Origin of the sequence: Pseudomonas serbica, assembly GCF_028823535.1 — a bacterium.
Taxonomy (GTDB): domain Bacteria; phylum Pseudomonadota; class Gammaproteobacteria; order Pseudomonadales; family Pseudomonadaceae; genus Aquipseudomonas; species Aquipseudomonas serbica.
Genome location: NZ_JAQIYM010000010.1, coordinates 59,384 through 78,825, shown reverse-complemented (window position 1 = coordinate 78,825; position 19,442 = coordinate 59,384). Strand labels below are relative to the sequence as shown.

General features: G+C 60.3%; 19 protein-coding genes and 2 pseudogenes. 18 read left to right on the top strand and 3 right to left on the bottom strand.

Translation table 11 applies throughout. The features are described 5' to 3' along the window. Positions 1-38 precede the first annotated feature (38 nt). On the bottom strand, positions 39-1,007 hold the full coding sequence (locus tag NQL71_RS17665) for a polyprenyl synthetase family protein (protein ID WP_046815720.1): 969 nt from the start codon (positions 1,005-1,007) through the stop codon (positions 39-41). A 239-nt stretch (positions 1,008-1,246) separates the two neighbouring features. On the opposite strand from NQL71_RS17665, the gene rplU reads away from it, so the two are divergent. The 5 genes from rplU (at position 1,247) to NQL71_RS17640 (ending at position 5,005) form a co-directional block, all read left to right on the top strand. Continuing rightward, positions 1,247-1,561, top strand: a complete 315-nt coding sequence (rplU, locus tag NQL71_RS17660; RefSeq protein ID WP_003176051.1) for a 50S ribosomal protein L21 — start codon at positions 1,247-1,249, stop codon at positions 1,559-1,561. A 35-nt stretch (positions 1,562-1,596) separates the two neighbouring features. Beyond that, positions 1,597-1,854, top strand: coding sequence for a 50S ribosomal protein L27 (gene rpmA, locus NQL71_RS17655; protein ID WP_003281574.1), 258 nt, complete (start codon positions 1,597-1,599; stop codon positions 1,852-1,854). Between the two features lie 195 nt (positions 1,855-2,049). Continuing rightward, positions 2,050-3,273: an Obg family GTPase CgtA gene (cgtA, locus tag NQL71_RS17650; RefSeq protein WP_046815719.1), complete on the top strand. Its 1,224-nt coding sequence runs from the start codon at positions 2,050-2,052 to the stop codon at positions 3,271-3,273. A 137-nt stretch (positions 3,274-3,410) separates the two neighbouring features. After that, a complete protein-coding gene (gene proB, locus NQL71_RS17645) occupies positions 3,411-4,529 on the top strand; it encodes a glutamate 5-kinase (RefSeq protein WP_033041014.1) in 1,119 nt (372 codons plus the stop codon). Between the two features lie 11 nt (positions 4,530-4,540). After that, the gene (locus NQL71_RS17640; protein WP_007970921.1) at positions 4,541-5,005 is read left to right on the top strand and encodes a CreA family protein; all 465 of its coding nucleotides are present in this window, start codon (positions 4,541-4,543) and stop codon (positions 5,003-5,005) included. Positions 5,006-5,188: 183 nt separating this feature from the next. Here the strand turns inward: NQL71_RS17640 and rpsT are convergent, their stop codons facing one another. Then, entirely contained in the window at positions 5,189-5,467 is a 279-nt protein-coding gene (gene rpsT / locus NQL71_RS17635; RefSeq protein ID WP_020798646.1) for a 30S ribosomal protein S20, read from the bottom strand. A 252-nt stretch (positions 5,468-5,719) separates the two neighbouring features. Between rpsT and murJ the strand changes: the two genes are divergently transcribed. From murJ to ispH, 6 genes are all read left to right on the top strand, one after another. Then, positions 5,720-7,258, top strand: a complete 1,539-nt coding sequence (gene murJ / locus NQL71_RS17630; protein ID WP_046815717.1) for a murein biosynthesis integral membrane protein MurJ — start codon at positions 5,720-5,722, stop codon at positions 7,256-7,258. Positions 7,259-7,387: 129 nt separating this feature from the next. After that, complete coding sequence (gene ribF / locus NQL71_RS17625; RefSeq protein WP_046815716.1) at positions 7,388-8,338, top strand: bifunctional riboflavin kinase/FAD synthetase; 951 nt, start codon at positions 7,388-7,390, stop codon at positions 8,336-8,338. Further along, positions 8,339-11,170, top strand: coding sequence for an isoleucine--tRNA ligase (gene ileS / locus NQL71_RS17620; protein ID WP_274643068.1), 2,832 nt, complete (start codon positions 8,339-8,341; stop codon positions 11,168-11,170). Then, positions 11,163-11,675: a signal peptidase II gene (lspA, locus tag NQL71_RS17615; protein ID WP_046815714.1), complete on the top strand. Its 513-nt coding sequence runs from the start codon at positions 11,163-11,165 to the stop codon at positions 11,673-11,675. The genes ileS and lspA overlap by 8 nt, the downstream gene beginning before the upstream one ends. A 7-nt stretch (positions 11,676-11,682) precedes the next feature. Beyond that, complete coding sequence (gene fkpB / locus NQL71_RS17610) at positions 11,683-12,120, top strand: FKBP-type peptidyl-prolyl cis-trans isomerase (protein ID WP_178134270.1); 438 nt, start codon at positions 11,683-11,685, stop codon at positions 12,118-12,120. 141 nt (positions 12,121-12,261) lie between these two features. Next, positions 12,262-13,209, top strand: a complete 948-nt coding sequence (gene ispH, locus NQL71_RS17605; RefSeq protein WP_046815712.1) for a 4-hydroxy-3-methylbut-2-enyl diphosphate reductase — start codon at positions 12,262-12,264, stop codon at positions 13,207-13,209. 4 nt (positions 13,210-13,213) lie between these two features. Here the strand turns inward: ispH and NQL71_RS17600 are convergent, their stop codons facing one another. After that, the gene (locus NQL71_RS17600) at positions 13,214-13,726 is read right to left on the bottom strand and encodes a GspH/FimT family pseudopilin (RefSeq protein ID WP_248686988.1); all 513 of its coding nucleotides are present in this window, start codon (positions 13,724-13,726) and stop codon (positions 13,214-13,216) included. An 85-nt stretch (positions 13,727-13,811) separates the two neighbouring features. Between NQL71_RS17600 and NQL71_RS17595 the strand changes: the two are divergent. The 7 genes and pseudogenes from NQL71_RS17595 to thiO form a co-directional block, all read left to right on the top strand. Then, positions 13,812-14,285, top strand: a pseudogene (locus NQL71_RS17595) (GspH/FimT family pseudopilin); the annotation flags it as partial. Continuing rightward, the gene (pilV, locus tag NQL71_RS17590; protein WP_166618917.1) at positions 14,282-14,731 is read left to right on the top strand and encodes a type IV pilus modification protein PilV; all 450 of its coding nucleotides are present in this window, start codon (positions 14,282-14,284) and stop codon (positions 14,729-14,731) included. The pseudogene NQL71_RS17595 and the gene pilV, both read left to right, overlap by 4 nt. After that, positions 14,728-15,441, top strand: a complete 714-nt coding sequence (locus NQL71_RS17585) for a PilW family protein (RefSeq protein ID WP_274643067.1) — start codon at positions 14,728-14,730, stop codon at positions 15,439-15,441. Before pilV ends, NQL71_RS17585 begins: the two co-directional genes overlap by 4 nt. Before the next feature lie 11 nt (positions 15,442-15,452). After that, the gene (locus NQL71_RS17580) at positions 15,453-15,923 is read left to right on the top strand and encodes a pilus assembly PilX family protein (RefSeq protein WP_274643066.1); all 471 of its coding nucleotides are present in this window, start codon (positions 15,453-15,455) and stop codon (positions 15,921-15,923) included. A gap of 97 nt (positions 15,924-16,020) precedes the next feature. Continuing rightward, a pseudogene (locus tag NQL71_RS17575) lies at positions 16,021-17,862 on the top strand (pilus assembly protein); the annotation flags it as partial. 14 nt (positions 17,863-17,876) lie between these two features. Beyond that, positions 17,877-18,278, top strand: coding sequence for a type IV pilin protein (locus NQL71_RS17570; RefSeq protein ID WP_046815705.1), 402 nt, complete (start codon positions 17,877-17,879; stop codon positions 18,276-18,278). 55 nt (positions 18,279-18,333) lie between these two features. Next, entirely contained in the window at positions 18,334-19,434 is a 1,101-nt protein-coding gene (thiO, locus tag NQL71_RS17565; protein ID WP_274643065.1) for a glycine oxidase ThiO, read from the top strand. The last annotated feature ends 8 nt before the right edge of the window (positions 19,435-19,442 follow it).

Here is a 19,442-nt window from a genome sequence, read left to right as displayed (position 1 = left end):
GGAGCGAGCAAGCCCGCTCCCACAGGGGAAGTTCGTTGTCAGTGGGTGCGGGCTACTGCGAACTCGCTGAGTTCGACCAATGCATCGCGATACTCGCTGGCAGGCAGCGCATCGAGGCATTTGATCGCACGGGCCACGTAATCACGGGCCAGTTGCGCGGTGTATTCCAGCGAGCCGGAGGCTTCCACGGCTTCGCGGATGTTCTCCAGGTCCTCAATGCCGCCTTTCTGGATTGCCTTGCGCACCAGTGCAGCCTGCTCCGACGTACCTTCGCGCATGGTGTAGATCAGCGGCAGGGTCGGCTTGCCTTCGGCCAGGTCGTCACCGACGTTCTTGCCCAGGGTCTCGGCATCGCCTTTGTAGTCCAGCAGGTCGTCGACCAGTTGGAAGGCCACCCCCAGATGGTCACCGAAGGTGCGCAACGCTTCGCACTGCTCAGGCGTCGCACCGGCCAGGGCGGCCGCACTGTGGGTCGAGGCCTCGAAGAGCATCGCGGTCTTGCCGCGGATGACTTCCATGTAGGTTTCTTCGGTGGTGCTGGCGTCGCGGACCTTCGACAGCTGCAATACCTCGCCTTCGGCGATGATGCGCGTGGCTTGCGAAAGGATCTTCATCACCGGCATGGAGCCCAGCTCGACCATCATTTCGAAGGAACGCGAATACAGGAAGTCGCCCACCAGCACGCTCGGCGCATTGCCCCACATGGCATTGGCGGTCGAGCGGCCACGGCGCATGCCGGACATGTCGACCACGTCGTCATGCAGCAGGGTGGCGGTGTGCAGGAATTCGATGGTCGCGGCCAACAGGCGCAGGTCGTCGCCTTCACGGCCAAGGGCCTTGCCACACAGCAGCACTAACAATGGACGCAGGCGTTTACCGCCGGCCGAGGTAATGTAATCGCCGATTTTCGATACCAGCGGCACTCGGGAAGTCAGCTGCTTCTTGATGATGCCGTCGACGGCGCTAAAATCGTCCGCCACCGCGCGGTAGAAAGCTTGGGGTTGCATCAGCGACAGTTGCTCCAGAAGGGTTGCGCGGCATGCTAGGACCCACGCCTGCAGGTGTCAAGGCGCGATGGACGGCCTATTGCAAGGCGCTCGTGCCTTGCGTACAATCGCGCACCCTGAACTTCCTGGGCAGCACCTGCCTTACGCAATTGCAAGTGGGCCTCCAGCCCCATGCAGCCATGCCAGCCAATACCTCTTCTTATAAAGAGCTGGGTGAGCAGGATTATCGGAGAAATACCATGTCTTATGCAGTAATCGTTACTGGCGGCAAGCAGTACAAAGTCGCCCCAGGTGAATACCTGAAGATCGAAAAACTGGAAATCGCTACCGGCGAATCCGTTACCTTTGATCGCGTTCTGTTGGTTGCCAATGGCGACGACGTGAATATCGGCGCTCCAGTTGTTGCTGGCGCTACCGTTGTGGCTGAAGTGATCTCCCAAGGTCGTCACGATAAAGTCCGCATCATCAAGTTCCGTCGCCGTAAGCACCACATGAAGCGTATGGGCCACCGCCAGTGGTACACCGAGATCAAAATCACCGGTATTCAGGCTTAATTACAGCCTAATTCCTCACTAGGAGAATTGAACTCATGGCACACAAAAAAGCTGGTGGTAGTACCCGTAACGGTCGCGACTCAGAAGCCAAACGCCTTGGCGTGAAGATGTATGGCGGCCAGGCTATCAAAGCAGGCAACATCATCGTGCGTCAGCGCGGCACCCAATTCCACGCTGGCTACGGCGTTGGCATGGGTAAAGATCACACTCTCTTCGCTAAAGTCGAAGGCGTGATCAAGTTCGAAGTAAAAGGCGCCTTCGGTCGTCGTTACGTGAGCGTAGTCGCGGCTTAATTGCGCGATCGCTGGAAAAGCCCTGTCTCGCGACGGGGCTTTTTCGTTTGTGGGGTGAGTCTCTTGCAAAGCTGTTTGTATGGGCTGTCGGCGTACGATGTAGGTATCGTGGTTTGGGGTCGCTGCGCTCATTTTTGCAAGAGTCTTATGTCTTGATTGTTTTTCGGCTCGTCCGTATGGCGAGAGGCGTTTGTTATGAAGTTTGTTGATGAAGTATCGATTCGAGTAAAAGCCGGTGACGGCGGCAACGGTTGCATGAGCTTCCGTCGCGAAAAATTCATCGAAAACGGTGGTCCTAACGGCGGTGATGGTGGTGATGGCGGTTCCATCTATATGATGGCCGACGAGAACCTCAACACCCTGGTCGACTACCGTTACACCCGGCACTTCGATGCCGAGCGTGGCTCCAACGGCGGCAGCACCGACTGCACCGGCAAGAAGGGTGAGGATCTGATCCTGCGTGTGCCGGTTGGTACCACAGTGATCGACTCTGCCACCCAGGAAGTGATTGGCGACCTGACCAAGGCTGGCCAGAAACTGCTGGTGGCTCATGGTGGCTGGCACGGTCTGGGTAACACTCGTTTCAAATCCAGTACCAATCGTGCGCCACGCCAGACCACGCCGGGCAAGCCGGGCGAGCAGCGTGACCTCAAGCTGGAAATGAAAGTGCTGGCCGACGTGGGTCTGCTGGGCTTGCCGAATGCGGGTAAAAGCACCTTCATTCGTTCGGTCTCGGCCGCCAAGCCGAAAGTCGCCGATTATCCGTTCACCACCCTGGTGCCGAACCTGGGTGTGGTCAGTGTCGATCGCTGGAAAAGCTTCGTGGTTGCGGACATTCCGGGGTTGATCGAAGGCGCTTCCGACGGTGCCGGCCTGGGGATTCGCTTCCTCAAGCACTTGTCGCGTACCCGCCTGCTGCTGCACCTCGTCGACATGGCCCCGCTGGACGATACCAGTGCTCCGGACGCTGCCGAAGTCATCGTCAACGAGCTGACCAAGTTCAGCCCGTCCCTGGCTGAGCGCGATCGTTGGTTGATCCTGAACAAGTGCGACCAGATCCTCGAGGAAGAGCACGACGAGCGCGTCAAGGAAATCGTCGATCGCCTCGAGTGGACCGGTCCAGTCTATGTGATCTCGGCCATCGCCAAGCAGAACACCGAACGCCTGTGTCATGACATCATGCGTTACCTGGAAGATCGTGCTGATCGACTGGCTAACGACCCGGCCTACAAGGAAGAGTTGGCTGACCTCGATCAGCGTATCGAGGATGAAGCCCGTGCCCAGTTGCAGGCGCTGGACGATCAGCGTGCACTGCGTCGCAGCGGCGTGAAGTCGGTCCACGACATCGGTGACGATGATTGGGATGAAGAAGATGTGGATGACGAAGACGGTCCAGAAATCATTTACGTGCGTGACTGATTCGTTGCGATAGACTTAAGCGCCGCTCAATCGAGCGGCGTTTTAGTATCTGGAAATCGATCGTTGGTCACGAATAACCACGAATAACGTCATGGGCAGTGCCAGGTCGCGCTGCCCTCAAGCTAAGGTTGAAGATGATGCGGAGCAAGGTGACAGGTGCGCAGCGTTGGGTCGTGAAGATCGGCAGCGCTTTGCTGACGGCGGACGGCAAGGGCCTGGATCGCGCGGCAATGGGTGTCTGGGTTGAACAGATGGTGGCCTTGCATGAGGCGGGTGTCGAGCTGGTGCTGGTGTCCTCCGGGGCGGTGGCGGCCGGCATGAGCCGTCTGGGCTGGACTGCTCGACCCAGTGCGATGCACGAGCTCCAGGCCGCTGCTGCAATCGGCCAGATGGGCTTGGTGCAGGCCTGGGAATCGAGCTTTGCCGAGCATGGCCGGCACACTGCGCAGATTCTCCTCACCCACGATGACCTGTCTGATCGCAAGCGCTACCTGAATGCGCGCAGCACCTTGCGCGCGCTGGTCGAGTTGAAGGTCATCCCGGTGATCAACGAGAACGACACCGTGGTTACCGACGAAATCCGTTTCGGCGACAACGATACGCTTGCGGCGCTGGTGGCCAATCTGGTCGAGGCTGACCTGCTGGTGATCCTGACGGATCGCGATGGCATGTTTGATGCTGATCCGCGCAATAACCCTGATGCCCAGTTGATCTACGAAGCGCGCGCCGATGATCCGGCGCTCGATGCGGTGGCGGGTGGTACCGGCGGTGCGCTGGGGCGTGGCGGCATGCAGACCAAGCTGCGGGCGGCGCGCCTGGCGGCGCGGTCCGGTGCGCATACGATCATCGTCGGTGGTCGCCTGGAGCGTGTACTGGATCGCCTCAAGGCGGGTGAGCGCATCGGCACCTTGCTCTCGCCTGAGCGCGGCATGCTGGCGGCGCGCAAACAATGGCTGGCCGGGCATCTGCAAACCCGTGGCACCCTGGTGCTGGATGCGGGGGCGGTGACGGCGTTGTCCCAGGGCAACAAGAGCCTGCTGCCGGTTGGGGTCAAATTGGTCCAAGGCAGCTTCCGTCGCGGCGAAATGGTGGTCTGCGTGGCGCCCGACGGTCGTGAAATTGCCCGTGGGCTGGCCAACTACAGTGCGCTGGAAGCACAAAAAATCATCGGTCAGTCGTCTGAGGCGATTGTCGGTCTCTTGGGTTATATGGCGGAGCCGGAACTGGTTCATCGCGATAACCTGATCCTGGTCTGAAGGAATACCTGATGCGCGTGGCAAAAGGATTATTGGGGTTGCTGTTGGCGATGCCGTTGCTGGTATCGGCCGAGGAAATTGGCCAGGTGTCGACGGTGTTCAAGTTTGTCGGCCCGAATGATCGCATCGTGGTCGAGGCCTTTGATGATCCCAAGGTCGAGGGAGTGACGTGCTACCTGTCGCGGGCCAAGACCGGTGGCGTGAAGGGTGGGCTTGGATTGGCCGAGGATCGCGCCGAGGCGTCCATCGCCTGTCGCCAGGTCGGGCCCATCAGCTTCAAGGGTGAGCTCAAGGACGGCGACGAGGTGTTCAAGGAGCGCACGTCCCTGGTATTCAAGACCATGCAGGTGGTGCGGTTCCTCGACAAGAAGCGCAATACGCTGGTGTATCTGGTCTACAGCGATCGCTTGATCGAGGGCAGTCCGCAGAACGCGGTGACGGCGATTCCAATCTTGCCGTGGGCTCACGCTCAGTAATTTCACACAATCAGAACTGTGGGAGCGGGCTTGCTCGCGAAGGCAGTGTGTCGGTCAATATTGAGGTCGACTGACGCTGCGCATTCGCGAGCAAGCCCGCTCCCACAGTTTTTTTTGCGTGCCCATCAAATCGCGGGCAATAAAAAACCGACCCTGAGGTCGGCTTTTTAATGAACGAGTCGCTTAGGCAGCAGCGGCAACGTTCAGGGCCTTTACGTGGCCATTCAGGCGGCTCTTATGGCGAGCAGCCTTGTTCTTGTGGATGATGCCTTTATCGGCCATACGGTCGATAACTGGCACAGCCAGAACGTATGCAGCTTGAGCTTTTTCAGCGTCTTTTGCGTCGATGGCCTTAACTACATTCTTGATGTAGGTACGAACCATGGAACGCAGGCTGGCGTTGTGGCTGCGACGCTTCTCAGCCTGTTTTGCACGTTTTTTGGCGGAAGGTGAGTTGGCCACCGTCGAGCTCCTCGAAAGACTTTTTAGGAAATAGCAAACAAAATAGGCCGCGAATCATGCCGATGAGTTGAGGTCTTGTCAAGGGCGGTTGAGACGTTCCGCTAAGTGGTAGGTACTACACCTCTGGATATTTCTTTCCAGCGTGCGACCTGTAAACTCGCGAGCTTTGGCTCTGTGCTGTTGCGGCGCGGAGTATCGCATAAGTAGGCGCGTAGTTCGCCTGCTGTTTATCGACAGGCACAAACTCTTTCAATGAATCTGCTCAAATCGTTGGCCGCCGTCAGCTCTATCACGATGCTTTCCCGGATTCTGGGGTTTGTTCGTGACACCCTCATTGCGCGTGCATTCGGTGCGGGAATGGCGACCGACGCCTTCTTCATCGCCTTTAAACTGCCCAATCTGTTGCGGCGGATTTTTGCCGAGGGGGCGTTTTCCCAGGCATTCGTGCCGATTCTTGCCGAATACAAGAGTCAGAAGGGCGATGAGGCGACGCGAACCTTCATTGCCTATGTTTCTGGCCTGCTGACGCTGGTGCTGGCGTTTGTCACGGCGTTGGGCATCCTGGCCGCACCTTGGGTGATCTGGGTGACTGCACCGGGTTTCGCCGATACACCGGAAAAGTTCGAGCTGACCACGAGTCTGCTGCGCGTGACCTTTCCTTACATCCTGCTGATTTCCCTGTCTTCGTTGGCTGGAGCGATCCTCAATACCTGGAATCGCTTTTCGGTGCCGGCCTTTGTGCCGACCCTGCTCAACGTCAGCATGATCATTTTTGCGCTGTTCCTGACGCCGTACTTCGATCCCCCGGTGATGGCCCTGGGATGGGCGGTATTGGCGGGTGGTCTGGCGCAATTGCTCTACCAGCTGCCGCATCTGAAAAAAATCGGCATGCTGGTTCTGCCGCGCCTGAATCTGCGCGACAGCGGCGTCTGGCGGGTGATGAAACAGATGCTGCCAGCGATTCTCGGGGTGTCGGTGAGTCAGATCTCGCTGATCATCAACACCATCTTTGCCTCGTTCCTGGTGGCCGGCTCGGTGTCCTGGATGTACTACGCCGATCGCCTGATGGAGTTGCCGTCCGGTGTGCTGGGCGTGGCCCTGGGCACGATTTTGCTGCCGACCCTGGCCAAGACCTACGCCAGCAAGGATCGCCAGGAATATTCGCGAATCCTCGATTGGGGCCTGCGCCTGTGTTTCGTGCTGGTATTGCCTTGTGCCCTGGCGTTGGGAATCCTGGCCGAGCCGCTGACGGTTTCACTGTTCCAGTATGGTCAATTCGATGCCCATGATGCGGCCATGACCCAGCGTGCTCTGATTGCCTATTCGGTCGGTTTGCTCGGGATTATCGTGATCAAAGTGCTGGCGCCGGGCTTTTATGCGCAACAAAACATCCGCACGCCAGTAAAGATTGCGATTTTTACCCTGGTGGTCACCCAGTTGTTCAACTTGCTCTTGATCGGCCCGCTGGCCCATGCCGGCCTTGCGCTTGCCATCAGTGCCGGGGCCTGCCTCAATGCCGGGCTGCTCTTCTATCAACTGCGCAAGCAACAGATGTATCAGCCGCAACCGGGCTGGGCGAAGTTCGGCGCCAAGCTGGTGGTCGCGGTCGCGGTGATGTCCGCGGTATTGCTGGCCGGGATGCACTTCATGCCTGCTTGGGGCGATGGCCAGATGCTTGAGCGTTTCCTGCGCCTGGGCGCTTTGGTGATTGCCGGTGTGGTGGCGTATTTCGGCATGTTAGTGTTGATGGGCTTTCGGTTGCGCGACTTCAACCGCAGGACGCTTGGCTGAGGCCGGGGCAGTGATAAACACGGGCGAGTCGGCGTTTTTGTCGGCTCGATGACTTTGGGATACGGTGTTGCCTGTCGTCGGCCGCCGGGTGTGGTTATAATCGACCACTTTATGAGCAAGAAGCGCGTTATGCAGCTGGTTCGAGGCCTCCACAATCTGCGCCCCCAGCATCGGGGCTGTGTCGCCACTATTGGCAACTTTGACGGTGTGCACCGTGGTCACCAGGCTATCCTGGCGCGGCTGCGCGAGCGTGCACTCGAGTTGGGTGTGCCCAGCTGCGTGGTGATTTTCGAGCCGCAGCCACGGGAATTCTTCGCCCCGGACACGGCACCGGCCCGTCTGGCCCGGTTGCGTGACAAATTGCAGCTGTTGGCCGCCGAAGGGGTCGACCGGGTCCTTTGCCTGGCCTTCAACCAGCGCCTGAGCAAGCTCAGCGCCAGTGAATTTGTCGATACCATCCTGGTTGATGGGCTCGGCGTGCAACACCTTGAAGTTGGCGACGACTTCCGTTTCGGCTGTGACCGGGTAGGGGATTTCGATTTCCTGCAACAGGCTGGCGTGATGCAGGGCTTTACCGTGGAAGCGGCGCAGACCGTCGAGCTCGATGGCATTCGCGTCAGCAGCACCCAGGTGCGTAATGCGCTGGCCGCTGCTGACTTTGCCCTCGCCGAGCGGCTGCTGGGTCGCCCGTACCGGATCGCCGGTCGCGTGCTGCACGGCCAGAAGCTGGCGCGGCAGTTGGGTACGCCCACCGCCAACATTCAACTCAAGCGTCGTCGCGTGCCGCTGACCGGGGTTTACCTGGTCAACGTCGACATCGACGGCAAGACCTGGCCAGGCGTCGCCAATATCGGCGTTCGCCCCACGGTCCAGGGAGATGGCAAAGCCCACCTCGAAGTCCATCTTTTAGATTTTGCCGGCGATCTGTATGACCGGCGTTTGACGGTGGTTTTCCACCACAAGCTGCGTGAAGAGCAGCGTTTCGCCTCTCTGGAGGCGCTTAAGACGGCGATCAATGCGGATGTCGCCGCCGCCCGTGCCCTGTCGCACCTAGCGCCAATCGCTAATGAAGAGCCTTAAATGACCGACTATAAAGCCACGCTAAACCTTCCGGACACCGCCTTCCCAATGAAGGCCGGCCTGCCTCAGCGCGAACCGCAGATTCTGCAGCGCTGGGACAGCATTGGCCTGTACGGAAAGTTGCGCGAAATTGGCAAGGATCGTCCGAAGTTCGTCCTGCACGACGGTCCTCCGTACGCCAACGGCACGATTCACATCGGTCACGCACTGAACAAGATTCTCAAGGACATGATCATCCGATCGAAGACCCTGTCGGGCTTCGACGCGCCTTATGTTCCGGGCTGGGACTGCCATGGCCTGCCGATCGAACACAAAGTCGAAGTGACCCACGGCAAGAACCTGGGCGCGGACAAGACCCGCGAACTGTGCCGAGCCTACGCCACCGAACAGATCGAAGGGCAGAAGTCCGAATTCATCCGTCTGGGCGTGCTGGGCGACTTCGCCAACCCGTACAAGACCATGGATTTCAAGAACGAGGCCGGTGAAATCCGCGCGCTCGCCGAAATCGTCAAGGGCGGTTTCGTGTTCAAGGGCTTGAAGCCGGTGAACTGGTGCTTCGACTGCGGTTCGGCCCTGGCCGAAGCGGAAGTGGAGTACGAGAACAAGAAGTCCTCGACCATCGACGTGGCCTTCCCGATCGCTGACGAGGCCAAGCTGGCCGCCGCGTTCGGTCTGCCATCGCTGGGCAAACCTGCCTCGATCGTGATCTGGACCACCACCCCGTGGACCATCCCGGCCAACCAGGCGCTGAACGTCCACCCGGAATTCAACTACGCCCTGGTTGATATTGGCGACAAGCTGCTGGTGCTGGCTGAAGAGCTGGTTGAAGCCTGCCTGACGCGCTATGGCGTTGAAGGTTCGGTCATCGCGACTACCACCGGTAAAGAACTGGAACTGATCAACTTCCGTCACCCGTTCTACGATCGCCTGTCGCCGGTGTACCTGGCTGACTACGTCGAGCTGGGCGCCGGCACCGGTGTGGTTCACTCTGCCCCGGCCTACGGCGTGGACGACTTCGTGACCTGCAAGAAATACGGCATGGTCAACGACGACATCCTCAATCCTGTGCAAAGCAACGGCGTCTACGCGACTTCGCTGGAATTCTTCGGCGGCCAGTTCATCTGGAAGGCCAACCCGGCCATCGTCGACAAGCTGACCGAAGTCGGTGCGCTGATGCACACCACCGTCATCGAACACAGCTACATGCATTGCTGGCGCCACAAGACCCCGCTGATCTACCGCGCCACTGCGCAGTGGTTCATCGGCATGGACAAGCAGCCGACCTCGGGCGACACCCTGCGTGTGCGCTCGCTCAAGGCCATCGAAGACACCAAGTTCGTTCCGGCCTGGGGCCAGGCACGCCTGCACTCGATGATCGCCAACCGTCCGGACTGGTGCATTTCCCGCCAGCGCAACTGGGGTGTGCCGATCCCGTTCTTCCTGAACAAGGAAAGCGGCGAGCTGCACCCGCGTACCGTCGAACTGATGGAAGAAGTTGCCAAGCGCGTCGAAGTCGAAGGCATCGAAGCCTGGTTCAAGCTGGACGCGGCCGAACTGCTTGGCGCTGAAGCGCCGCAGTACGACAAGATCAGTGACACCCTGGACGTCTGGTTTGATTCGGGCACCACGCACTGGCACGTCCTGCGCGGTTCGCACCCGATGGGCCACGAAAGCGGTCCGCGTGCCGACCTGTACCTGGAAGGTTCCGACCAGCACCGTGGCTGGTTCCACTCGTCGCTGCTGACCGGTTGCGCCATCGACAACCACGCGCCGTACCGCGAGCTCCTGACCCACGGTTTCACCGTGGACGAGTCTGGCCGCAAGATGTCCAAGTCGCTGGGCAACGTCATTGCTCCGCAGAAAGTCAACGACACCCTGGGCGCCGACATCATGCGTCTGTGGGTCGCGTCGACCGACTACTCCGGCGAAATGGCGGTGTCCGAGCAGATCCTGCAACGCAGTGCGGACGCCTACCGGCGTATCCGCAACACCGCGCGCTTCCTGCTCTCGAACCTGACCGGCTTCAACCCGGCCACCGACCTGCTGCCAGCCGAAGAAATGCTGGCACTGGACCGTTGGGCCGTAGACCGCACCCTGCTGCTGCAACGCGAGCTGCAAGAGCACTACGGTGAATACCGCTTCTGGAACGTCTACTCGAAGATCCACAACTTCTGCGTGCAGGAGCTGGGTGGTTTCTACCTCGACATCATCAAGGACCGCCAGTACACCACTGGCGCCGACAGCAAGGCTCGCCGTTCGTGCCAGACCGCGCTGTTCCACATCTCCGAGGCGCTGGTGCGCTGGATCGCGCCGATCCTGGCCTTCACCGCTGACGAATTGTGGCAGTACCTGCCGGGCGAGCGTAACGAATCCGTCATGCTCAACACCTGGTACGAAGGCCTGACCGAATTGCCGGAAGGTTTCGAGCTGGGTCGCGCCTACTGGGATCGCATCATGGAAGTGAAAGTTGCGGTCAACAAGGAGATGGAAATCCAGCGCGCGGCCAAGGCCGTCGGTGGCAACCTGCAAGCCGAAGTGACGCTGTTCGCCGAAGACGCCCTGAGCGCCGACCTGGCCAAGCTGAGCAACGAACTGCGCTTCGTGCTGATCACTTCGACCGCCAGCGTTGCGCCGTTTGTACAGGCTCCTGCCGACGCGGTAGTTACCGAAGTCAGCGGCCTGAAGCTGAAGATCGTCAAGTCGGCCCACGCCAAGTGCGCCCGTTGCTGGCACTGCCGTGAAGATGTCGGTGTGAACCCTGAGCATCCGGAAATCTGCGGTCGTTGCGTCGACAACATCAGCGGCGCTGGCGAGGTTCGTCACTATGCCTAATGCCGTTGGCCGCTTCGGGCGGCTGGGCTGGCTCTGGTTGAGCCTGCTGGTTCTGGTCATCGACCAGGCCAGCAAGTTCTACTTCGAAGGCAAGCTCGAGATGTACCAGCAGATCGTGGTGATTCCCGACTACTTCAGCTGGACCCTGGCCTACAACACCGGCGCTGCATTCAGCTTCCTGGCTGACAGCTCCGGCTGGCAGCGCTGGTTGTTTGCCCTGATTGCGATTGTGGTCAGCGCCGTGCTGGTGGTCTGGCTCAAGCGTCTGGGGCGTAACGAGACCTGGCTGGCGGTTGCGCTGGCACTGGTGCTCGGCGGCGCGCTGGGCAACCTGTATGACCGCATTGCCCTGGGCCATGTGATCGATTTCATCCTGGTGCACTGGCAGAACCGCCACCACTTCCCGGCGTTCAATTTTGCCGACAGCGCAATCACTGTAGGCGCTGTCATGCTGGCACTGGATATGTTCAAAAGTAAAAAAACCGGAGAAGCCGTTCATGACTGAACAGGTATTGGCTGAGCAACGCATCGGCCAGAACACGGAAGTCACCTTGCATTTCGCATTGCGCCTGGAGAACGGCGACACGGTGGACAGCACCTTCGACAAGGCCCCGGCGACCTTCAAGGTCGGTGATGGCAACCTGTTGCCAGGTTTCGAAGCGGCGCTGTTCGGTTTCAAGGCCGGCGACAAGCGTACTCTGAGCATCGAGCCGGAAAACGCTTTCGGCCAGCCAAACCCGCAAAACGTGCAGATCATCCCGCGTTCGCAGTTCCAGGACATGGAGCTGTCGCCCGGTTTGCTGGTGATCTTCAACGATGCGGCCAATACTGAATTGCCGGGTGTGGTCAAAGAGTTCGATGATGCGCAAGTGACCATCGACTTCAACCATCCGCTGGCTGGCAAGACGCTGACCTTTGACGTAGAGATCATCGAAGTCAAAGCGCTGTAAACGCCTCTCTGTAGGAGCCGGCTTGCCGGCGAAGAGGCCTTCAAGCCTTGCTGTGAGTCCAAGTGCCTCATCGCTGGCAAGCCAGCTCCTACAGTGAGTTGTAACGATCTGAAATTTCGCGCGCAAGACACGAGGCACAGCATGCAAATCAAACTCGCCAATCCCCGTGGCTTCTGCGCCGGTGTGGACCGGGCGATCGAAATCGTCAACCGCGCCCTGGAAGTGTTCGGGCCGCCGATCTATGTCCGCCACGAAGTGGTCCACAACAAATTCGTCGTCGAAGACCTGCGTAACCGCGGGGCGATCTTCGTCGAAGAACTGGATCAGGTGCCGGACGACGTGATCGTGATCTTCAGTGCCCACGGTGTGTCCCAGGCCGTACGTACCGAAGCCGCCGGCCGTGGCCTGAAAGTGTTCGACGCCACCTGTCCGCTGGTGACCAAGGTGCACATCGAAGTCGCCCGTTACAGCCGCGACGGCCGCGAATGCATCCTCATTGGCCACGCCGGTCACCCGGAAGTCGAAGGCACCATGGGCCAGTACGATGGCAGCAACGGTGGTGCGATCTATCTGGTCGAAGACGAAAAGGATGTCGCCGAACTGCAGGTGCACAACCCGGAAAAACTGGCGTTCGTCACTCAGACCACTTTGTCCATGGACGATACCAGTCGCGTCATTGACGCCTTGCGTACGCGTTTCCCGGCCATCGGTGGCCCGCGCAAGGACGACATCTGCTATGCCACGCAAAACCGCCAGGACGCGGTCAAGCAACTGGCCGACGAGTGCGATGTGGTGCTGGTGGTGGGCAGTCCGAACAGCTCCAACTCCAATCGCCTGCGCGAACTGGCAGAACGCATGTCGACCCCGGCCTACCTGATCGATGGTGCCGAAGACCTGGAAAAAAGCTGGTTCGACGGCGTCGAGCGCATCGGCATCACCGCCGGCGCTTCCGCTCCGGAAGTCCTGGTGCGTGGCGTGATCCAGCAATTGCAGGCCTGGGGCGCTACCGGTGCCGATGAGTTGGCCGGTCGTGAAGAGAACATCACGTTCTCCATGCCCAAGGAACTGCGGGTCCGTTCGCTGCTCTGAGCCTTCACCCCGGGCATAAGGCCTGCGCGGCCCGTTTGCTGCGCAGGCTGATGCGACCGTTCGAAGCCAGTACCACCTGGTGCTGGCTCTGCGCTTCGCGTGCCGCGCACACATGCAATGTCCCTGCTTGAAAACCACCGGCCACCGGCCCACCCAGTGGACCGAAGCGTACGGCCGTCCCGACATACAGATTGCCGATGATCGCCACGCCCATGCTGCTACGGCGCTCGATCAGCAGCGGATTGTCGGGGTCCTCATGGCCCTTGCCGCTGACATCCAGAATGATCCGCCAGCCCTGGCTCCAGTCGTCCTCGATGGCGTGAATGATCACGACCTGGCCGCGGGCTATCGCTTCACTCCTTGCACTGCGCAAACCGCTGACGAGTGACTTAGCTGACTCCTCGCGATGGTTCGATTCTTTAAGTCCTGCATAGGCCGGACTGACCAGGAGCAGAACAATCCCGACAATCGCGAGTCCCATAAGCAATTCGATCAGACTGAAACCTTGCTCACGCATGAAATCTCCCTCCCTGGAATATGCTGCCTCGCGCGATCCCTGCGCCAGTAGAAGCAGGTATAGCCGACGGCAACGAAGGGCAACGGTTGATCATCGTTCAAAAGGTTTCACGCTGATTGAGTTGCTGGTGGGGTTGGCGATCTTCCTGGTCCTGATCACCTTGGCGGTCCCGGCGTTCATCCGATCGACACAAGGCACCAGGGCCGACACCGAGATGGGTGATCTGCGACGTGCCCTGAACTATGCCCGAATGGAAGCCATCGACCGAGGCCTGACCACGCGGCTGCGACCCACGGCGGGCGCGAGTGTGTGGACCGGGGAGTTGTCGGTGTATGACGGTACGGACACCCCGGCCAATGTGTTGCGGGTTGTTCCACCGATGAGCAACGGGGCGACTCTGACGCTACCCTCCGGAGTGACGGCCATCGATTTCAATAACCTGGGCGGGCTGTCGTCACCCTCCACGGCAGTGGTGATCAGCTATGTGCTCGGAACACAAAGCAGGACGCTGAATGTGTGTTTGAACGGACGAATTCTATTGGGTGGAAGTTGCGGATGAGACCATGGAGCAAGCGTGCCCAGGAGGGCATGACGCTGATCGAAGTACTGGTGGCGTTGCTGCTCCTGGGCGTGGCGCTATTGGGCGCGGCGGCGGTTCAATTGAATGCCTTGAAGTACACCGACAGTGCGCGCATGACCAGCCAGGCCAGTTTTATCGCATACGACATGATGGATCGCATACGCGCCAATGCTGCCGCCGACTACACCGTGACACCGCCTACCTCGGGCAATCCGAAAGTCGCCCGGGACCAGGACCTCTACGATTTCACCCGTAACATTGCCGGTTTTGGTGGCGAAACGGCGACCGGCAGCATCTCCCTGAACCAGCGGGTGTACACCATCACCATCACCTGGGACGACTCGCGGGCCGCCAACGCTGCAGACTCACGGCGCAGTTTCGTCCTCACCAGCCGCGCGACCGTCGACCCGGTGGCGAGGCCATGAGCCGCTTCAGCCGCGGCTTCGGCCTGGTCGAGTTGCTGATCGCCCTGGCCTTGAGCCTGGTCGTGGTGCTGGGGGTGGTGCAGGTGTTCATTGCCGCAAAAAATACTTACATCAGCCAGAACGCCGCGGCAGCCATGCAGGAGGACGCGCGTTTCGTGCTGAGCAAAATGATCCAGGAAATCCGCATGGTCGGCATGTTCGGCTGCCTGGGGCCTATCACCGATGCCAGCAAAGCGGGTGACTTCAATGCCAGCCATCTAACGCCGATCAGCTGGGACAACGCCGGTCGCAAGTTGACCCTGGTTACGTCGGACATTGGCAGTAATGGCGGGACGCCGGCCTGGACAGTGGTGTCCGATTGCCGAAGCAGCGCGACGGCGTATTCCGACTGGCATGCACCTGCTGCGGGGCAACTGGCATTTCCCATCCGCCGATTGATCTACAGCTTGAAGAACGGTGAGCTGAAGATGGGTGTCGGCAGGGATCAGCCGCTCGAGCAAGTGCTGGTGGATAACGTCAGTGCTTTCGACGTCAGCTTCGGCCTCGCCAGCTCGGCTGCCGATTCGGCGGTGTCCAGTTACAGCAGCAACCCGTCGGACCCGACACGCATCCGCAGCGTACGCCTGAGCCTGAGCCTCACTGACCCGAACAATCGGGTGAGCGACCAGACCTTCAATGTGGTTGCCGCTTTGCGCAACCGCTTGCCATGAAAAGTGGGTCTATGAGCGTTGCACCTTGCGCCCAGCGCGGCATGGCGCTGCTGGTCAGCCTGGTGTTCCTGTTGCTGCTGACGCTGATCGGCATTTCATCGATGCAAAACGCCACCCTGCAGGAAAAAATGGCCGGTAGCCTGGGTTTGCGCAATCAGTCGTTCCAGCTTGCCGAAGCGCTGTTGCGCGTAGGTGAAAGCGCGGTGCAGCTCGATAGTTATTCGTTGCCTGTGTGCAGTGGCACTGCCCGGTGTGCCCCGCCTGCCGAATCGGCGACCCTCAAGGCAGCCGGGTTCAATTCCAACTCAGGGGTGACCTGGATCGCATCCGGCAACGGGTTCTATGGCGTGCAGAACATTGGCACCAGCGTGGCAGCGGTGAACGTGCCGAGCAACACCTCGGCGACTTTGTACCGGATCACCGCCGTGGGCATTGCGGGCAGCTCGCGCAGTGTGGTGGAGAGCATTTATGCGAAATATTGAACGCCGCACGCAGCGCTGGCGGTTGTTGAGCAGGGCCGTTTGCACCTTGTTCCTGGCCGCTCCAGCCTATGCCTTCACGCCTGCGGATTCGCCCTTGTTGTGCACCAAGTCCGGCTCCGGCGGCAGTGGTGTCGCCAGCGCCACGCGTTATTTCCAGACCAGCTACGACCCCAAGGACTGGCGTGGCACCATCAAGGCCTACGGCTTCACCGCCAGTGGCGCGGTCGATACCGCCTCGGTGCTGTGGTCCACCGATACGGCGATCGTGCCGGGCGCTACGGCACCGGCCTATCAATCATGGAACAGCCAGACCCACAGCGCCGTGACATTGGCCTTCGCCAACGTGTCTGCGGACCAGCAAAGCGTTCTCAGCCTGGGCTTGCCCAGCGGCCTTACGGGCAGCGATTTGCTGGAGTGGAGCAAGGGCAGCAACAAGGCCGGCCTGAAAGTGCGCCCTGTATTGCTGGGCGACATCGTCAACTCGCCGCTGGTGCTGGCGGCGCCTTCGGATCAAACCGCAGCGGATTTGTCGGGGGATACCTCCTACAGCACGTACCTGGCGACCAAGGCAGCCAATATGCATGCCAGCCTCGTGGTCAACGCCAACGACGGTTTCGTCAGCATCATCAATACCGCCAACGGTGCCCGGCGCTACGCCTACATGCCTGCCAGTGTGCTGCCGTCCTTGCATTACATCGCCGATCCCGCGTACATCAACGGCGTCGGCCACAAGTTCCTGGTGGATGGGCAGGTGGGCGTGTTCGATGCCCAGCTGAACAGTGCCTGGAAGACCCTCGCCCTGGGCGGAACGGGGGCGGGCGGGCGAACCTTCTATGCACTGCAGTTGTTCGACGCATCGGCGGGCAATGCTGTGAAGGCCCTGTGGGAAATCAGCGCGCCGGCCTCTGCCAGTGCAGCGAACGCTTTTAATGACCTGGGTTATGCCTACGCCCGTCCGGAGGTGGCACGCTTGGCGGATGGGCGCTGGGCTGCGTTCATTGCCAACGGCTATGGCAGTTACTCCGGGGTGGCGGCGTTGTACGTGGTGGACATTCGCGACGGCAGCCTGATCAAGAAAGTCGTGGTCGACAGCAGCGAAACCACTAACGGTTTGTCTTCGGTGAAGCTCAGGGTGAACTCGCAGAATGTGGTGCAGGCCGCCTATGGCGGCGACCTCAAGGGGCGGCTCTGGAAGTTTGACCTCAGTGGCGCCACCCCGAACGCCTGGGGCATCGCATTCTCCGGCCAGCCATTGTTCACCACCGCCGGCGGCGCTACCCAGCCCATCACCGCACAGCCATTGCTGGCAGACAACGCCCGGGGTGGCAAGATGGTGTTTTTCGGCACCGGTAAATTCAACGAGACGACGGACAGGACCAACAAGGAGCTGCAAGCGTTCTACGCGGTGTGGGACGCGGAGGGTGGCTCCGGACAGATCACTCCCTCCAGCCTGCAGGCCCAGGCAGTGACCGGGGTGGTTTCGGGAGAATCGGGGCAGTCCATCACCACCAGCCAGAACGAGGTGACCTACCCGACGCAAAAGGGTTGGTATTTGCCACTGCGGTATAACAACGCGCTGACCGGTGAGCGGGTGATCAGCCAGGCCAGCCTGGTGCTCGGACGGATCGTGTTTACCACGGCCAGCGTGGACACCTCCGACCCTTGCGCCGGCTTCGGTAGCGGCAAACTGGTCGAACTCGATGCGTTCAGCGGTAAGATGCTCAATTACGCAGTGCTCGACACCAACGGCGACGCCGTGGTCGACAGCACCGACACGCTGTCCAGCGGCGTGGTCTTTACCGGCGTGATGCCGACCCTGAACGCCATCGTCAATGGCGCGACACGCAAGATCGTGAACGATTCCAGTGGCGGTATCTCCACGCTGGTGGAAAAATCCGGCGGCGGCAGCCGTCGCATCATGTGGCGACAAATACAGTAAGTGAGAGTTTAGGCATGCGCAGATCCAACCGCGGTTTTACCCTGATTGAAATCATGATCGTGATTGCGATCATCGGGATCGTCATCACCATTGGCTATCCGAGCCTCACCGAGTACGTGAACAAGGGGCGTCGCACTGAAGTCGCCGGTCTGCTCTCGGAACAGGCGCAGATCCTCGAGCGCTTCTATTCAAAGAATAACGTCTACACCAATGCCACCGACCTGAGTGCCGGCAATGATTACTACAGCATTTCCCCGACCCTGACGGATCAGACCTTCCTGCTGACGGCAGTGCGCAAACCTGGCACGGGCATGGCCACGGACAAGTGTGGTGATTTCACCCTTACCAACACCGGCGTCAGAAGCATGGTCAATGCGGCGGACGGCCTGACCACCAAGGATTGCTGGGGTCGCTGAGTTTCCTTTTCGGGCGCCCTTTGCGCCCCTGTCTATTGAACGGTTGGATCAGAACATGACCAGGCAACAGCAAGTGGTGATCGTCGGTGGTGGGGTAATCGGGCTGCTGACCGCATTCAATCTCGCGTCCCAGGTGCAGAGTGTGGTGCTGCTGGATCGATCGAACGTCGGCCAGGAATCGTCCTGGGCCGGCGGTGGCATCGTTTCGCCGCTCTATCCCTGGCGCTACAGCCCGGCGGTGACCGCGCTGGCGCATTGGTCCCAGGATTTTTATCCACAGCTGGGCGAGCGCTTGTTTGCGGCCACTGGAATCGATCCCGAGGTGCATACCACCGGCCTGTACTGGCTGGACCTGGACGATGAGGCCGAGGCGCTGGCCTGGGCCGCGCGCGAGGGCCGGCCGCTGCGGGCTGTGGATATCTCGGCGGCCCACGATGCGGTGCCGGTGCTGGGCGGTGGTTTTTCCCGGGCGATCTACATGGCCGACGTGGCCAACGTGCGCAATCCGCGTCTGGTGAAGTCGCTCAAGGCGGCATTGCAGGCGCTGGCGAACGTGACGATTCATGAGCAGTGCGAAGTCAGCGGGTTTATTCGGCAAGACGAAAAAATAGTCGGCGTGCAGACCTCCACAGGTGCGATCCAAGGCGATCAAGTGGTGCTGACCGCCGGCGCCTGGAGCGGTGATCTGCTCAAGAGCCTGGGCCTTGAGTTGCCGGTCGAACCGGTAAAGGGGCAGATGATCCTCTACAAGTGCGCAGCGGACTTCCTGCCGAGCATGGTCCTGGCCAAAGGGCGTTATGCCATTCCGCGGCGCGATGGGCACATCCTGATTGGCAGTACCCTGGAGCATGAAGGCTACGACAAGACGCCTACCGAATCGGCCCTGGAAAGCCTCAAGGCCTCGGCCGTGGAGTTGATTCCGGCGCTGGCCGACGCCGAGGTGGTGGGGCATTGGGCCGGTTTGCGGCCAGGCTCGCCGCAGGGCATTCCCTATATTGGGCCGGTGCCAGGTTTTGATGGGCTCTGGCTCAACTGCGGGCACTACCGTAATGGGTTGGTGCTGGCGCCTGCGTCTTGCCAGTTATTTGCCGATGTGATGCTGGGCAGGGCGCCGATCATCGATCCGGCGCCGTATGCGCCAACCGGGCGGATCTGAAACCAGTT

Bases quoted from the DNA above. Each gene is read 5' to 3' on its own strand.
- NQL71_RS17665 (WP_046815720.1), bottom strand. From the start codon at position 1,007: ATGCAACCCCAAGCTTTCTACCGCGCGGTGGCGGACGATTTTAGCGCC.
- rplU (WP_003176051.1), top strand. From the start codon at position 1,247: ATGTCTTATGCAGTAATCGTTACTGGCGGCAAGCAGTACAAAGTCGCC.
- rpmA (WP_003281574.1), top strand. From the start codon at position 1,597: ATGGCACACAAAAAAGCTGGTGGTAGTACCCGTAACGGTCGCGACTCA.
- cgtA (WP_046815719.1), top strand. From the start codon at position 2,050: ATGAAGTTTGTTGATGAAGTATCGATTCGAGTAAAAGCCGGTGACGGC.
- proB (WP_033041014.1), top strand. From the start codon at position 3,411: ATGCGGAGCAAGGTGACAGGTGCGCAGCGTTGGGTCGTGAAGATCGGC.
- NQL71_RS17640 (WP_007970921.1), top strand. From the start codon at position 4,541: ATGCGCGTGGCAAAAGGATTATTGGGGTTGCTGTTGGCGATGCCGTTG.
- murJ (WP_046815717.1), top strand. From the start codon at position 5,720: ATGAATCTGCTCAAATCGTTGGCCGCCGTCAGCTCTATCACGATGCTT.
- ribF (WP_046815716.1), top strand. From the start codon at position 7,388: ATGCAGCTGGTTCGAGGCCTCCACAATCTGCGCCCCCAGCATCGGGGC.
- ileS (WP_274643068.1), top strand. From the start codon at position 8,339: ATGACCGACTATAAAGCCACGCTAAACCTTCCGGACACCGCCTTCCCA.
- lspA (WP_046815714.1), top strand. From the start codon at position 11,163: ATGCCTAATGCCGTTGGCCGCTTCGGGCGGCTGGGCTGGCTCTGGTTG.
- ispH (WP_046815712.1), top strand. From the start codon at position 12,262: ATGCAAATCAAACTCGCCAATCCCCGTGGCTTCTGCGCCGGTGTGGAC.
- NQL71_RS17600 (WP_248686988.1), bottom strand. From the start codon at position 13,726: ATGCGTGAGCAAGGTTTCAGTCTGATCGAATTGCTTATGGGACTCGCG.
- pilV (WP_166618917.1), top strand. From the start codon at position 14,282: ATGAGACCATGGAGCAAGCGTGCCCAGGAGGGCATGACGCTGATCGAA.
- NQL71_RS17585 (WP_274643067.1), top strand. From the start codon at position 14,728: ATGAGCCGCTTCAGCCGCGGCTTCGGCCTGGTCGAGTTGCTGATCGCC.
- NQL71_RS17580 (WP_274643066.1), top strand. From the start codon at position 15,453: ATGAGCGTTGCACCTTGCGCCCAGCGCGGCATGGCGCTGCTGGTCAGC.
- NQL71_RS17570 (WP_046815705.1), top strand. From the start codon at position 17,877: ATGCGCAGATCCAACCGCGGTTTTACCCTGATTGAAATCATGATCGTG.
- thiO (WP_274643065.1), top strand. From the start codon at position 18,334: ATGACCAGGCAACAGCAAGTGGTGATCGTCGGTGGTGGGGTAATCGGG.